The sequence below is a fragment of the Actinocorallia sp. API 0066 genome (genome assembly GCF_020991275.1).
Taxonomy (GTDB): domain Bacteria; phylum Actinomycetota; class Actinomycetes; order Streptosporangiales; family Streptosporangiaceae; genus Actinocorallia.
The window spans coordinates 117,384-131,903 of record NZ_JAJLQY010000004.1 but is presented as its reverse complement, the minus strand read 5'-3'; the positions used below and the strand labels follow the sequence as shown (position 1 = coordinate 131,903).

15 protein-coding genes are annotated in these 14,520 nt (G+C 72.9%); 8 read left to right on the top strand and 7 right to left on the bottom strand.

Features of this window, described 5'->3' with window-relative positions:
- Positions 1-66: 66 nt before the first annotated feature.
- The 4 genes from LO762_RS11615 to LO762_RS11600 are packed head-to-tail and all read left to right on the top strand — an operon-like array spanning position 67 to position 5,358.
- Positions 67-1,713, top strand: a complete 1,647-nt coding sequence (locus LO762_RS11615; RefSeq protein ID WP_230614609.1) for an ABC transporter substrate-binding protein — start codon at positions 67-69, stop codon at positions 1,711-1,713.
- Entirely contained in the window at positions 1,713-2,666 is a 954-nt protein-coding gene (locus LO762_RS11610) for an ABC transporter permease (RefSeq protein ID WP_230614972.1), read from the top strand. Before LO762_RS11615 ends, LO762_RS11610 begins: the two co-directional genes overlap by 1 nt.
- Positions 2,663-3,502 carry an ABC transporter permease gene (locus LO762_RS11605; protein WP_230614608.1) on the top strand — a complete coding sequence of 280 codons (840 nt, stop codon included), beginning with the start codon at positions 2,663-2,665 and terminating at the stop codon, positions 3,500-3,502. The genes LO762_RS11610 and LO762_RS11605 overlap by 4 nt, the downstream gene beginning before the upstream one ends.
- Positions 3,499-5,358: an ABC transporter ATP-binding protein gene (locus tag LO762_RS11600; protein ID WP_230614607.1), complete on the top strand. Its 1,860-nt coding sequence runs from the start codon at positions 3,499-3,501 to the stop codon at positions 5,356-5,358. Before LO762_RS11605 ends, LO762_RS11600 begins: the two co-directional genes overlap by 4 nt.
- A 249-nt stretch (positions 5,359-5,607) precedes the next feature.
- On the opposite strand, the gene LO762_RS11595 is transcribed toward LO762_RS11600, so the two are convergent.
- Both LO762_RS11595 and LO762_RS11590 read right to left on the bottom strand, forming a co-directional pair.
- A complete protein-coding gene (locus LO762_RS11595; protein ID WP_230614606.1) occupies positions 5,608-6,153 on the bottom strand; it encodes a GNAT family N-acetyltransferase in 546 nt (181 codons plus the stop codon).
- A 41-nt stretch (positions 6,154-6,194) separates the two neighbouring features.
- Positions 6,195-6,929 carry an IclR family transcriptional regulator gene (locus LO762_RS11590; RefSeq protein ID WP_230614605.1) on the bottom strand — a complete coding sequence of 245 codons (735 nt, stop codon included), beginning with the start codon at positions 6,927-6,929 and terminating at the stop codon, positions 6,195-6,197.
- 325 nt (positions 6,930-7,254) lie between these two features.
- Between LO762_RS11590 and LO762_RS11585 the strand changes: the two genes are divergently transcribed.
- A complete protein-coding gene (locus LO762_RS11585; protein ID WP_230614604.1) occupies positions 7,255-8,190 on the top strand; it encodes a DMT family transporter in 936 nt (311 codons plus the stop codon).
- Between the two features lie 61 nt (positions 8,191-8,251).
- Complete coding sequence (locus LO762_RS11580; protein WP_230614603.1) at positions 8,252-8,626, top strand: DoxX family protein; 375 nt, start codon at positions 8,252-8,254, stop codon at positions 8,624-8,626.
- A 4-nt stretch (positions 8,627-8,630) separates the two neighbouring features.
- On the opposite strand, the gene LO762_RS11575 is transcribed toward LO762_RS11580, so the two are convergent.
- Together LO762_RS11575 and LO762_RS11570 are read right to left on the bottom strand one after the other, a co-directional pair.
- Positions 8,631-9,122: an NUDIX domain-containing protein gene (locus LO762_RS11575; protein WP_230614602.1), complete on the bottom strand. Its 492-nt coding sequence runs from the start codon at positions 9,120-9,122 to the stop codon at positions 8,631-8,633.
- A 151-nt stretch (positions 9,123-9,273) separates the two neighbouring features.
- The gene (locus tag LO762_RS11570; RefSeq protein ID WP_230614601.1) at positions 9,274-9,609 is read right to left on the bottom strand and encodes a hypothetical protein; all 336 of its coding nucleotides are present in this window, start codon (positions 9,607-9,609) and stop codon (positions 9,274-9,276) included.
- 126 nt (positions 9,610-9,735) lie between these two features.
- Here LO762_RS11570 and LO762_RS11565 point away from each other — a divergent pair, with 126 nt between their 5' ends.
- Complete coding sequence (locus LO762_RS11565) at positions 9,736-10,731, top strand: transcriptional regulator (RefSeq protein WP_230614600.1); 996 nt, start codon at positions 9,736-9,738, stop codon at positions 10,729-10,731.
- A 26-nt stretch (positions 10,732-10,757) separates the two neighbouring features.
- On the opposite strand, the gene LO762_RS11560 is transcribed toward LO762_RS11565, so the two are convergent.
- Complete coding sequence (locus LO762_RS11560) at positions 10,758-11,405, bottom strand: nitroreductase family protein (protein WP_230614599.1); 648 nt, start codon at positions 11,403-11,405, stop codon at positions 10,758-10,760.
- A gap of 184 nt (positions 11,406-11,589) precedes the next feature.
- On the opposite strand from LO762_RS11560, the gene LO762_RS11555 reads away from it, so the two are divergent.
- Positions 11,590-12,057, top strand: a complete 468-nt coding sequence (locus LO762_RS11555; RefSeq protein WP_230614598.1) for a MarR family winged helix-turn-helix transcriptional regulator — start codon at positions 11,590-11,592, stop codon at positions 12,055-12,057.
- A gap of 21 nt (positions 12,058-12,078) precedes the next feature.
- Here the strand turns inward: LO762_RS11555 and LO762_RS11550 are convergent, their stop codons facing one another.
- The gene (locus tag LO762_RS11550) at positions 12,079-12,747 is read right to left on the bottom strand and encodes a TetR/AcrR family transcriptional regulator (protein WP_230614597.1); all 669 of its coding nucleotides are present in this window, start codon (positions 12,745-12,747) and stop codon (positions 12,079-12,081) included.
- Positions 12,748-12,922: 175 nt separating this feature from the next.
- Positions 12,923-14,392, bottom strand: coding sequence for an aldehyde dehydrogenase (locus LO762_RS11545; RefSeq protein ID WP_230614596.1), 1,470 nt, complete (start codon positions 14,390-14,392; stop codon positions 12,923-12,925).
- Positions 14,393-14,520: the final 128 nt, after the last annotated feature.

Here is a 14,520-nt window from a genome sequence, read left to right as displayed (position 1 = left end):
TTTCCTATAGGAAGGGGCCGGAACTCGGGTTCCGGCCCCTTGCCGCATCCCCGGAGCTCAACAGCAATGATCTTCTCCAGACCCGTCGCGACGGCAGCCGTGCTCGTCGCCGCCCTCCTGCTCGGCGGCTGCTCGTCGGGTGACGACCCGGCCGCGGGCCCCTCCGGCGGCACGCCCGTCCAGGGCGGCGAGGTCGTCTTCGCCGTCGACACCGAGCCGGTCTCCTTCGACGTCCACGTCAGCCAGCAGGACATCACCGGCACCATCCTCCGGAACCTCTTCGACTCCCTGGTCCACCAGGACGGCGAAGGCAAGTTCCACCCGTGGCTCGCCGAGTCCTGGGAGGTGGCCGACGACCTGAAGAGCTACACGTTCAAGCTCCGCAAGGACGTGAAGTTCACCGACGGCACCCCGTTCGACGCCGAGGCCGTCAAGGTCAACTTCGACCGGATCGCGGACCCCGCCACCAAGTCGCAGCTCGCCGCCACGCTGCTCGGCCCCTACGCGGGCACCGAGGTCGTCGACGCGCACACCGCCAAGGTGACGTTCAAGGAGTCCTTCGCGCCCTTCCTCCAGGCCGCGAGCACCGCTTACCTGGGCTTCTACTCGCCCAAGACGATCAAGGAGAACGGCGACAAGCTCGCCGCGGGCGGCGCCACCGGCGTCAGCACCGGCCCGTTCGTCTTCAGCGGCTACACCAAGGGCCAGAGCGCGGAGTTCACCAAGAACCCCGACTACGCCTGGGCCCCCAAGGACGCCGCCAACTCCGGCGCCGCCTACCTGGACAAGCTGACCATCCGCTTCCTGCCCGAGGCGTCGGTCCGCGTCGGCTCGCTCACCAGCGGCCAGATCCAGGTCGCCGCGGCCGTCCCGCCGCAGGACGCGCAGACCATCAGCGGCAACGCCTCGCTCACGCTGGACGCCAAGGACAGCCCGGGGAGCAACTTCTCGCTGTTCCTCAACACGTCCAAGGCGCCGCTGAACGACGAGAAGGTCCGCAAGGCCATCCAGATCGGCATCAACATCGACGCCGGTGTGAAGAACCTGTACTTCGGCCAGTACAAGCGGGCCTGGACGCTGCTTTCGCCCAGCACCGCCGGCTACAACAAGGCGCTGGAGAACACCTGGCCGTACGACGAGGCCGCCGCGAACAAGCTGCTCGACGAGGCGGGCTGGACCAGCCGCGACGGCGAGGGCTACCGCACCAAGGACGGCAAGCGCCTCACCGTCAACTGGCCGCTGCTGCCCGCCCAGTTCGTCCGCGACAAGCGCGACATCCTCGGCCAGGGCTTCCAGGCCGACCTGAAGAAGATCGGCATCGAGGCCGACCGCCCGCAGGACGACATCGGCACCTACATCGCCAACGTCTACGGCGGCAAGGCCGACATCGCCGACTACAGCTGGGGCCGGGCCGAACCCGACGTGCTGTGGCTGCTGCTGAACGGCGCGAGCGACCCCCGCAAGGGCGGCCAGAACGCGACGTTCCTCAACGACCCGCAGCTCACCGAGTGGACCAACACCGGCCGCTCCACGCTGGACGAGGCCGTCCGCAACGACGTGTACGGCAAGGCCCAGCAGCGGGCGATCGACCTCGCCATCGTGGTGCCGATCTACACGCCGACCGCGGTGACCGGCCGCGCCAAGGCCGTCAACGGCCTCGCCTACGACGGCAACGCCTGGCCCGTCTTCCAGGGTGCCTGGCTCGCCAAGTGATGAAGATCAACACCAGGCCCGCCCGCCACCGCGCCCTGCGCGCGGTGGCGGCGCGGGCCGCCGGCGCGGTCGCGGTCCTGTGGGGCGCGGCCACGCTGGCGTTCTTCGCGCTCGCCCTCATCCCGGGCGACCCCGTCACGATCATGCTGGGCCCGTTCACCACGGCACCCCAGTCGATCCGCGACCAGATCGCCGCGGACAACGGCCTGGACAAGCCGCTGTTCGAGCGTTACCTCGCCTACCTCGGCCGGCTCGCGCAGGGCGACATGGGCGAGTCCTACCAGCTCCAGAAGTCGGTCGCGGCGGTCATCGGCGAGGCGCTCGGCCCGACCGTCGAACTGGCGCTCGCCGCCGTCGTCATCGCGATCGTCCTGGCGATCGTGTCCGCGGTGCTCACCGCGGGCCGTGAGGGCAGGCTCCGCGGCTTCGTGACGTCCTGGGAACTCGTCGCGGTGTCGCTGCCGCCGCACTGGCTCGGCATCCTGCTGCTGACGGCGTTCTCCTTCCAGCTTCCGATCTTCCCGGTCGTCGGGGTGGGCGGCCCCTCCGCGCTCGTGCTGCCCGCGCTCACCCTCGCGCTGCCGATCATCGGCGTGCTCGCCCAGGTGCTCCGGGAGGGGCTGGAGGCCGCGCTGGCCCAGCCGTTCGCCGTCACCGCGCGGGCCCGCGGCCTCAGCCGCCGCCAGGTCCGGGTGCGGCACGCGCTCCGGCACGCCGCGGTGCCGCTGGCCACCCTCAGCGGCTGGCTCGCCGGGACGCTGCTGGGCGGCGCCGTCATCGTCGAGGCGGTGTTCGGTCGGCCCGGCCTCGGTGCCCTCGCCCTCCAGTCGGCGACCAACAAGGACATGCCCGTCCTCATCGGCATCGTCCTGGTCTCCGCCCTCACCTTCGTGGTGATCTCGGCGCTGATCGACGCCTTCCAACTGCTCGTCGATCCGAGGGTGCGCACGTGAAACGTCTCCCAGTCCTGCGGCCCCGCGCCCTGCCCCGTCCCTCGGTCGCGCTGGCCTGGACGGTGCTCGTGCTGCTCGTCCTCGCCGCCGCGTTCCCCGGCCTGTTCACCGGCAAGTCGCCCATCGAGATCGACGCCGCGACCGCGCTGCGCGGCCCCGGACCCGGCCACTGGTTCGGCACCGACCAGCTCGGCCGCGACCAGTTCGCCAGGGTCGTGCACGGGGCCCGGCCGTCGCTGCTCGTCGGGCTCGGCTCGATCGCCTTCGCCGTCGTCGCGGGCGCGCTGTACGGGCTCGCCTCCGCGCTGCTCGGCAGGACCGCCGACCGGGTCCTCATGGGCATCAACGACATCGTGCTCGCGCTGCCGCAACTGCTGCTCGCGCTGCTCGCGCTCGCCATTCTCGGCTCCGGCCAGCTCAACGTCATGGTCGCGATCGCGCTCGCGTTCCTGCCCGGCTACGCCAGGCTCGTCCGGGCCGAGGCGCTCGTCGTGCGCAACTCCGGCTATGTCGAGACCGCCGTAACGCTCGGCCAGGGGCCCTTCACACGAGCGTTCCGGCACGTGCTGCCGAACGCGCTCGGGCCGCTGCTCGTGCTCGCCTCCACCGGGTTCGGCATGTCGCTCATCTCGGTGTCCGCGCTGAGCTTCCTCGGGTTCGGCGCCCGGCCGCCCACACCCGAGTGGGGCGTGATGCTCTCCGAGGGGCGCGGCCTGCTCCAGACCGCCTGGTGGCTCGGGGTCTTCCCCGGCGCCGCCATCACCCTGACCGTCGTCGCCGTCACCGTCGCGGGACGGGCCGCGCAGGCACGCTTCACCCGGAGGACCGCAGGATGAGCCCGCTGCTGACCGTCGAAGGGCTGACCGTCGCCTTCCCCGGCGTCCAGGCCGTCCGAGGCGCGTCCTTCACCCTCGACCGGGGCGAGTGCCTGGCCATCGTGGGGGAGTCCGGGTCCGGCAAGAGCGTCACCGCGCGGTCCCTCGTCGGCCTCGCGGGCGACCGCGCCTCGGTGAAGGCGACCACGCTGGACTTCGACGGCACCGACCTGACCGGCCTGGACGAACGCGGATGGCGGCGGATCCGGGGCGGCAGGATCGGGCTCGTCCTCCAGGACGCGCTCGTCTCGCTCGACCCGCTGCGCACCGTGGGCGCGGAGATCACCGAGGCGCTGCGCGTCCACCGGGACGTGCCGCGCGCCGCCGTCCACGACGAGGTCGTCGAGCTGCTGACGCGGGTGGGCGTGCCCGAGCCCGAGGTGCGGGCCGGGCAGTACCCGCACCAGCTTTCCGGCGGGCTGCGCCAGCGCGCGCTCATCGCCTCCGCCCTCGCCGGACGGCCCGAGCTGCTCATCGCCGACGAGCCCACCACCGCCCTCGACGTCACCGTCCAGGCCCGCATCCTTGAACTCCTCGACCGGCTCAAGGCGGAGGGGACGGCGCTGCTCCTCATCAGCCACGACCTCGCCGTCGTGTCCCGGCTCGCCGACCGCGTCGCCGTCATGTACGGCGGCCTGCTCGTGGAGGAGGGCCCGACCCGCGAGGTCCTCGACGGGCCACGGCACCCCTACACGCGGGCGCTCGCCGCCGCCGTCCCGTCCGCCGCCGCGCGCGGCACCCGGCTCGCGCCCGTCCGGCACAGCGGCCCGCCCGCCGGCCCCGACGGCTGCCCGTTCGCCGAACGCTGCGCGCACGCCGACGACGTCTGCCGGGACACCCCGCCACCCCCCGCCCCACTCCGCTGCCACCACCCGGAATCCGGCCCAGTCGCACGCGCTGTGTTCATTGGGCCCGAGGGCGTGTTCATTGGGCCCGGGGGCCGGGCGCTTGACGAGCCCGGCGCCGTCCCTCCGGCCCGGGGGGCCTACGGGACGACCCCGGGAGCGCCCGACCCCCGGGCCGTGGGGCACGGGGTGTCGCTGTCCGGGATCGGGGACACGCTGTTGACCGTCACCGACGTCACCAAGCGATACGGCGGCCGGGAGGTCGTCCGGGGGGTCTCGCTGCGGGTGGACCGGGGGGAGGCGCTCGGGATCGTCGGTGAGTCCGGCTCGGGCAAGACCACGGTCGCGCGGATCGTGCTCGGGCTGGCCAAGCCCGACTCCGGGTCGGTGACGTTCGCGGGGGAGCCGTGGAGCGCGCTGCCGGAGCGGCGCCGCAGGCCGCTGCGCCGCCGCATCCAGACGATCGTCCAGGACCCGCTCGGCTCGTTCGACCCCCGGCACGACACCGGGACGCTGCTGGGCGAGGCGCTGGCGTTCGCCGGGGTGCCGCGCCGGGAACGCCGGGCCCGCGCGTTGGAACTGTTGGAACGGGTGGAGCTGCCCGCGTCCGTCGCGGGACGGCGTCCGGCCGAGCTGTCGGGCGGGCAGCGGCAGCGGATCGCGATCGCCCGCGCCCTCGCGCCCGAACCCGAGCTGCTCGTCTGCGACGAGCCCGTCTCGGCCCTGGACGCGTCGGTGCAGGCGCAGATCCTCGACCTGCTCACCGAGCTGCGGTCGGCGCTCGCGCTGTCCCTGCTGTTCATCTCGCACGACCTCGGCGTCATCCACCACATCAGCGACAGGGTCGCGGTGATGAAGGACGGCGAGGTCGTCGAGACCGGCGAGGCGACGAGCCTGCTCGCCGCACCGAGCCACCCGTACTCACGGGAGCTCTTCGCGGCGATCCCGGCGCTCACCCGCGCCGACGCCTGAACGTCCCCGTGCTCCGGGAGACGGCGCCTCCCGGAGCACGGGGACCCTGGTTCCCCAGGACGACCGAGCGCGCCGCGCGCCAAGGGAACCGCCGGAGGTCAGCGGACGTCGCGGGCACGGAGCCCGGGGCCGTCGACGTTCCAGGACAGGACGCACTTCACCTCAAGCCCCTTCCTCCGGACATCGCGAGTTCTGTCGGAGGCGAATGTCACACTGTGGCCGGTGGTCGGTCGGTGGGCTGGCCGTTGGCTAGGGGAGGGGTTTGGTGAGGACGGTGAAGGTGAGGTCGGGGCGGCGGGGGAGGCCGAAGCGTTCTTCGTTGTGCGGGAAGGGGAGGGTTTCGCCGGTGGGGTGGTAGCCACGGCGTTGGTACCAGGCGAGGAGTTCGGCGCGGACGGAGATGACGGTCATGCGCAGCTCGCGGGCGTGCCACGCGGTGTGGGCGACGCGTTCGGCCTCGGCGAGCATGAGGCGTCCCAGGCCGCCGCCCTGGAGGGTGGGCCGCACCGCGAACATGCCGAAGTAGGCGCCGTGCCCCCTGCGTTCCAGATGGCAGCAGGCGACGAGGTCACCGTCGCTCTCGGCGAGCAGCACCCGGTGGTCCGGCCCGCCGCCGACCAGTTCCGCGACGGCCGACTCGTCGGTGCGCCGCCCGTCCAGGAGATCCGCCTCGGTCGTCCACCCGGCCCGGCTGCTCTCGCCCCGGTAGGCCGACTCCACCAGCGCCACCACCGCCGTCACGTCCGTGGCCCCGGCCTCCCGGAACACCACGCCCGCCACCGTCTCCTGCCGCACGCTTCCCACCCCTTTCCCCGCAAACCGTACTCCCCGCCCGGTCAGGCGGGGCGGAGGACCCGGGAGAGGGTGAGGGAGGTGGCGCGGACGGCGGAGGCGGCGCGTTCGGCGCGGTCGCGGCCGCCCCGGCACGGGACGGACAGGGCGGCGACGGCACGGCCGTCGGGGCCGAGCACGGGCGCGGCGACCCGGACGGTGCCGCGCCCCGGCTCGCGCACGTCGTAGGCGACGCCGTCCTTGCGGACCCGGTCCAGGTGGCGGGCGAGCATCGGGCGCGGCAGCCCGCCGGGGACTCCGGCGGCGAGCGCGGCGGCGGCCCGCTCGCGCGGCGAGAACGCGAGGATGGCGCGGCCCGCTGCGGTGTCGAGCGCGGGCCGCCGGTCGCCCCGGCGCGGCGTGGCCGGGGCGCCCGCGACCTGGAGGCTCTCCACACAGACGACGTCGGCGCCGTCCAGCACGGCGAGGGCGACACCGAGCCCGACCGCCTCGCGCAGGTCGGCCATGAGCGGGGCCGCCGCGTCGCGCAGCGCCTGCGGCACCACGACACGCCGGGCGAGGGTGAGCAGCAGCGGTCCGGGCCGCATCCGTCCGTTCACCCGCTCCAGCAGCCCGGCGTCGGCGAGGTCGTGCGCGAGCCGGTGCGCGGTCGAGCGGGCCAGGCCGGTGCGCCGCGCCAGCTCCGACGGGCCGATCAGCTCGTCCCGGTCCCCGAACGCGGTGAGGATCGCGGCGATCCGCGCCCCCTGGCCGAGCTCCCCCCGCGTCCTGGCGTGCATGAGCCGCAACCTACCCGCCTCCCGCCGCACTCCGCCCCCTCCCCGTCCCGTCAGATGGAACACCTTTCCTCACCTGCCGTATGTGCCCGATCACCTTTTGTATGCGCCGAGCACCCTAGGTGGGGATTACGGTTCGAGAGGTGCCAAAATCCGGCGGGCGGAAAATAGCCGCGCGGCGGTACCGATAGGGCGGTGCGGCAGGTTCCGGGCTCCGAAGGTGTGTCAGGACGGGCGTGGGCGGGCGGGGTTTCGGCGTGCTGTGACGGAGGGGGCGCCGTGATATTTCGGTGGTCGCCGTCATAAGCCGGACCTAGGGTCTCTGATCATGAACGAACGGGTGGACATGGTACGCGGCGGGAACCGGGCGGCGTTGGCCGCGGCGGGGGTCACCGTCTTCTTCTGGGCCTCGGCCTTCGTCTCGATCAGGAGCGCGGGGGAGCACTACTCGCCGGGCGCGCTGGCGCTCGGCAGGCTGGCGACGGGCGCGCTCGTCCTCGGCGCGCTGTGGGCGGCGAGCGGCGCGAAGCTGCCGGGCCGCGCCGCGTGGCCGGGCATCCTGTGGTCGGGGGCGCTGTGGTTCGGGCTCTACACCGTCGCGCTGAACTGGGGCGAGCGCGAGGTGGACGCGGGCACGGCGGCGATGCTGGTGAACATCGGGCCGATCCTCATCGCGCTGCTCGGCGGGCGCTTCCTCGGCGAGGGGCTGCCGCGCTCGCTGTTCCTCGGGCTCGGCGTCTCCTTCGCGGGCGCCGTGGTCGTCGGCCTCGCCGTCCAGGGCGACGGCGACGCGTCACCGCTCGGCGTGGTGCTCTGCCTCGTCGCGGCGCTCACCTACGCGGCGGGCGTCGTCATCCAGAAGCCCGCGCTGAAGCACGCGACGGCGCTTCAGGTGACGTTCTTCGGCTGCCTCGTGGGCGCCGTCCTCTGCCTGCCCTTCGCGGGCGTCCTGGTCCGGGAGGCGGCTGACGCGCCCACGTCGGCGACCCTGAACATGGTCTACCTGGGTGTCTTCCCCACGGCGTTGGCGTTCACCACGTGGGCCTACGCGCTGGCCCGGACGACGGCGGGCCGGATGGGCGCGACGACGTACGCGGTGCCCGCCCTCGTTGTCCTCATGTCCTGGGTCCTCCTTGACGAGCTGCCCACGGCCGCCGCCCTCGTCGGCGGCACGCTGTGCCTGGCGGGCGTCTGGGTCTCCCGCCGCTCGGCCCGCCGCGAGGCCCGTCCGGCGGAGCGGCCGGGGGTCGACCGGGAAGCTTGACGCTTCAAGCGCGGGGGGAATAGCTTGAAGCTTCAACTTTCCCCCTCGGATCGGAACCCCCATGAACGTCGCCCTGTGGATCGTCGCCGGGATCCTCGCCGCCCTGTTCGCCGCGGCGGGCCTGATGAAGGCGGTCCAGCCGAAGGAGAAGCTTGCCGCGTCGGGCCTCGCCTGGGTCGAGGACTGGCCCGCCTGGTCGGTCACCGCGATCGGCGTCGTCGAGGTGCTCGGCGCGGTCGGCCTGATCCTGCCCGCGCTCGTGGACGTCGCGACGATCCTCGTCCCGCTGGCCGCCGCCGGGCTCGCCGTCACCATGGTCGGCGCCCTCGTGATCCACGTCCGCCGCAAGGAGACCCAGCCGCTCCCCGTCAACGCGCTTCTCCTCATCGCCTCCGTCTTCGTCGCCTGGGGCCGCTTCGGCCCGCACGCCTTCTGACGGGTCAGCGGCGGCGCAGGAAGAACTGCTGGGCGGCCCGCGTGTGCAGGGGAAAGGCGAGGTCGCGCGGGCCGGTGATCACGACGCGTTCGCTGGCCTCGGCGGTGGGCGTGAACGGCGGCAGGTCGGACGAGGCGAGGTCGGGGGCGGCGCCGAACACCAGGAGGGTGCCGTCCGGAGCGCTGTGCGCGGCGAAGAGGCCGATGGTCGCGGGATCGACGGTGACACCCGCCTCCTCCAGCAGCTCCCGGCTAGCCGCCTCCTGCCAGGACTCACCGTGGTCGATGAAACCACCGGGCAGCGCGAGCACCCCGACGCGTGGCGGCACCGCCCGGCGCACGGTCAGCAGACCGCCGTCCACCGGCACCAGCAGGACCGCGACGGGCACCGGGTTCAGGTAGCTCGTGTTGCCGCAGGCGCCGCACGTCCGGGGCCAGGCCGCCCCCTCACCAAAGCGCGATCCACAGAAGGAGCAGTGCGAGTTCCGCGTCGTCACGCCCCGACCCTAACCGCGAACCCCCCGAAAGACACACGATTCCGCACGAGCCACGCCGCGCCTCACCGGCCCGCCCTAGCCCACACGACCAGGGCGACCACGGCCAGCACCCACAGCAGCACACCGATGATCCCGGCCACGATCAGGTCCGTCACAGCCGCTCCACCGCCTCCACCGCCCCGCCGGTCGCCGCGCAGCACGCCCGCCCGTCCAGCAGGTGCCACCACGCCGCGTCCACGCTGCACAGGTAGCCGTCCGCCGTGTGCCGATCCGCCGTCGACTCCGCCTCCAACTGACGGCGCAGCCGACGGCGCGTGTCCTCCATCAACGTCGGCGAGCACCCCGCCCGCGTCTGACGCAGGTTCAGGTCCGCGCGGCGGGACGCCATCCACGCCCCACCCGACGCCCGCCACACGTTCCACGCGGGGTACTCCTCCCGCAGTTCCGCCAGCTCGGCGGCCTCCCGCTCCGTCTGCGCGTACACCATCACGCCCTCCTGTGGTAACGGATTCGTCGCTGCCAGTGAAACGCGAGCGGAACCGCCCAGGGCAGGGGAGACTGAGGGCAGGAGCGGGGTAGGCCCCTACCCCGGACAGGCGAAGGGTGTGCGCCGATGACCGAAAAGCCCTTCGGCGCGCGTCTCCGTGCCCGACGTGAAGGTCGGGACTGGTCCCGCCCCGACCTCGCCCGACGGCTGCGCGCCGTCGCCACCGAAGCCCTCCCCGAGATGACATCCCTCGTCCAGATGATCAAACAGTGGGAGACGGGCACCCACGTCCCCGGCCGCCTCTACACCGGGCTACTCAGACGCGCGTTCGCCGACCCACCCGTCGAACTCGACGGCGACCAGCGCGAACGCCTCACCCTCGCGGTCGCCAAGCCCGCACGCGTAGACACCGCCGTCGTGGAATCCTTCGCCCAGATACTCGCCGCGCAACGCCGCCTTGATGACACCTTGGGGCCCGCCGCCATCCTGCCCGCGGCACGCGTACAGGCCGCCACCGCCGAGACGCTGCTACGCGAAGCGCGCGGCACTGTCCGGGCAGTGCTGGCCCCCGTCGTCGCTGAGTACGTCCAGTTCGAAGGGTGGCTTCACGCCGAGATGGGGGACGCCCGCCGCGCGACGCATCGGCTCACTGAGGCCGAATGCCTGGCCGACGAGGCCGGTAGTGGCGTGCTCGCGGCGCAGGCCGCGAACTTCAAGGGCTACCTCGCCAGGCGGCAGGGCAACCCGCGCGGTGTCACGCGGCATTTCTTGACTGCCTACCACACCCCCGGTGCCCATCCCGCGCAGAGGCTCGGTGACGCCGTCCAGGCCGCGCAGGGATACGCGCTACTCGGCGACGCCACCGCCGCACGTCGCCTCCTCAACGAGGGCATCGCTCTCACCGGAGAGGCGACCCGCGAGCTGCCGCCCGACACCGCTTACTGGCTCACCCCGGATTTCCACAACCTGAACATCGGCCTCGCCCTGCTCGCGCTCGACGAACATGCCGCAGCGGACGAGCACCTGTCGCGTGGGCTGGAGACACTCCCGCCGGACCAGCGGGCCGCCGAGTGGACGCAGGAGTACCGCGACGCTCTAGCCGCCGCTGTCGAGCGCCGCTAGGCCGACTTCGAACACAAGCCGTGGGGTTACCAGGTGTCCCAGTGGAGGATCTGGTCGCGGGGGATGCGGCGGGCGGGCTTGAAGTCGGTGCCGATCGTGTACGCGAGGGGCAGGAAGGCGGCGAGCATCACGTCGCGGTGTGGGACGCCCAGCAGTTTCGCGAGTTCCCGCTCGTAGGGGGCCTGGGCGGTCGTCCAGACGGTGCCGAGGCCGCGGGCGCGGGCGGCGAGCATGAAGCTCCACACGGCGGGCAGGATCGACCCCCACGTCATCGACTGGTCGAGCACGGACGCGCCGTCGGTGCGCCCCTCGACGGCGGGGATGACGAACGCCGGGACCCGGTGGATGTTCGCGTACAGGTGCTCGACGCCCTCGGAGATGCGCTCCATCGAGCCGGGATGGGTGTACATGCGCCGAAGGTCGCGTTCGTTCAGGGGTGCGCCGCCGCCCGAGGTGAGGGCGCGCCGGAAGAGGTCGGCGACCTTGCGGCGCCGGGCCTCGTCGGTGACGACGAGGAAGTGCCAGCGCTGCCGGTTACGTCCGGTCGGCGCCTGCGCGGCGAGGTCCACGCACTCGGCGATCAGCTCACGCGGGACGGGCCTGGTCAGGTCGAGCCGCTTGCGCACCGCGCGGGTGGTGGAGAGCAGCTCGTCGGGGGTGAGGTCGAGGGTCACGGGTGTCTCCTGGGCGGATGGCGGCGAGGGCGGCGCGGTGTGGCGTCGCGGGGTTCGGGGCGCTGATTCATCTTTCAACAGATGATCTGTGTGGCAACCGTAGACTGGATAATCATCTGTCGTCAAACAATCGGTGGGCAGATCGCGTTGGTAGGGTGGGGGCCGACCTATCCGGAGGAGAGCGATGCCGACCGCCGACCGGGCCGCCGCCAAGCCGACGTACTTCCCCCGGCTTGTGGCGGAGCGTCCTGATATCGCGCTGTGCCGGGCGTCGGCGCTCGTCGCGCGCGCGGCCGAGGCGAGCGCCGCCGCGCAGGGGCTCGGCGTCGGCCAGCACCTCGTGCTGAAGATGCTCGCCGCGGTCGGCTCCTGCTCGCAGCAGACGCTGAGCGCGGAACTGCGCATCGACCGCAGCGTCATGGTCGGCGTCTGCGACGACCTGGAGCGCGCGGGCCTCGTCCGCCGCGACCGCAACCCGCACGACCGCCGCTCCTACGCCGTCACCCTCACCGACGCGGGACGCCACCGCCTCGCCACCGCCGAGACCGCGGTGCCCGCCCTCCTCGACGACGCGTTCGGCGTCCTCACCCCGGCCGAGCGCGCCCAGCTCACCGGGCTCCTCGCCAAGCTCCTCACGCCCGAGCGGGGGTGAAGCGGCCGGGGCCTTCCGGTCTTACCGCCCGACGAGGCCCCCGGCGCAGAAGTCCCAGACCTCCTCGGCGGTGAGGGGGTGTGCCTCGTCGCGGCCGGAGGACTGGGCGGTGAACATGACGGTCTGGACGGTCAGCGACGCCGCGCGGCGGGGCGTCGTGGCGGTGCGCAGCGCGCCGCGCTCGGCCGCCGCGGCCAGGAGTTCGGTGAACAGGACGAACAGAGGCGCGTGCGCGATCCTCACCTCGGCGGGGTGCGAGATGATCAACTGTGGCGCGAGGTCGGTGAACAGGGGACGGCGTGCCGCCGGGTCGGGGCGGCACAGCTCGAACAGCAGCACCACCGCGACCTTCAGCCTGCCGAGCGGGTCGGGTTCGCCGGACGCGGCGGCGCGGATCTGCTCGGCGGTGCGGCGCAGCGCGTCCTCGAACAGGGCGAGCAGCAGTTCGTGCTTGCCGTCGAAGTGCTGGTAGAAGCTGCGCAGTGACTGCCGGGAACGGTCCACGACCTCCTGCACCGTGAGGTCCGTCGTGCCCTTCTCGAGGATGATGGCCCGTGCGGCGTCGAGGAAGCCCTCCACCCGCTGCTCGGCGCGCAGCTTGACGGCCCTGGTCGAGCGCTCGACGGCGCGCCGCTTCCAGGCGGGCTCTTCGCTCGGGTTGTCCACGGGCGGGTCCGTCTTCTGCGCCATGCGAGAACCCTAGTGCACTCAGATGAGACGCCTGCTTCTGTGAAACGTGTCACCCAACGGTTCATGGAAAGACTCTCACGTTCGCCTGGAGAGAACAGTGTTCTCACCACGGCACTGAAGCGCGGCGACCGTCAGAGAGGGGGCGGGCCCGCGCGCGGACCCGCCCCCGGACGGGTCAGTGCGCGTACGCCATCGCCTTGATCTCCAGGTACTCCTCGAACCCGGCCCTGCCGCTCTCCCTGCCGACGCCGCTCTGCCGGTACCCGCCGAACGGCACGTCGGCGCCGTAGTAGAGGCCGCCGTTGATGGAGATGGTGCCGGTCCTGACCCGCTCGGCGACGGCCCGCGCCCGCTCCTCCGACGCGCTCACCACCATCCCGGACAGCCCGTAGACGGAGTCGTTGGCGATCCGGACGGCGTCGTCGTCGCCGTCGTGCGCGAGCACCGTGAGGACGGGCCCGAAGATCTCCTCCCGCGCCACGGTCGCCGCCGGCGTGACGCCGGTGAGCACGGTCGGCTCGACGAAGTAGCCGCGCGGCAGGTGCGCGGGGATCCCGCCGCCGAGCGCCACCGTCGCGCCCTCCGCGAGACCCCGCGCGACGTACCCGAGGACGCGCCGCCGCTGCCGCTCGCTGATGAGCGGCCCCATGAGCGTGCCGGGGTCGGCCGGGTCGCCGTACGGCCAGTTCCGCAGCGTCTCCACGAGCAGCTCGACGCCCTCGTCGTAGCGGGCGCGCGGCAGCACGAGCCGGGTGAGCAGCGAGCAGCCCTGCCCGGCGTGCGTGGTGATCTGGAAGGCGGCGTTCCCGACGACGGTGGCCAGGTCGGCGTCGTCCAGGGCGAGCAGCGCCGACTTGCCGCCGAGCTCCAGGAACACCTTCTTGAGGGTGTCGGCGCCCGACCGCATGACGGCCCGGCCCGTCGCGGTCGAGCCGGTGAACGACACGAGGTCCACCCGCGGGTCGGCGGCGAGCTGCGCGCCGAGCCCGTGCGCGGAGCCGACGACGACGTTGAGGACGCCGGGCGGCAGGTCGGTCTCCTCCGCCGCGATCCGGCCGAGGATCGCCGCCGTCCACGGGGTGTCGGGGGCGGGCTTGAGCACCACGGTGTTGCCCGCCGCGAGCGCGGGCCCGACCTTGGCCAGGGTGATCTGCATGGGGAAGTTCCACGGGGTGATCGCGCCGACCACCCCGTAGGGCTCGCGCCGCAGGACACGCCGGGTGGGGACGCCGAGCGGGGCGGCGACGCCCAGGTCGGTCTCCCAGGCGTAGGACTCGGCGAGGTCGGCGCACCAGCCGAGCCCGGCGACGGGCGCGTCGAGCTGCGGGCCGTGGGTGAGCGTCACCGGGCTGCCCGCCTCGGCGACGATGGTGCGGCGCAGCTCGTCGGCGTGCCGCTCCAGGCCCGCGCGGAGCTGGCGCAGGCAGTGCACGCGGAAGGCGAGGTCGGTCGGCCAGGGCGTCTCGTCGAAGGCGCGGCGGGCGGCGGCGATCGCGCGGTCCATGTCGCGGGGCCCGGCGTCGGCCGTTGTGCCGAGGACCTCCTCGGTCGCGGGGTCGATGTTCTCGAAGACGCCGCCCTCGGCGGCGTACGACAGTGACCCGTCGATGAGAAGTGGCAACGCTCGGTAGGTGTCCGATGTCATGCTGTGTCTCCACGGGGGGTTGGGGTGACGGGCCCCGCGCGGAAGGGCCTGCATCGTTCGTTGAAAACTTAATAATGTATATAGCACTCGATCTTGATGCTGTCCGGCATAACGTGTTCATCCGGTGA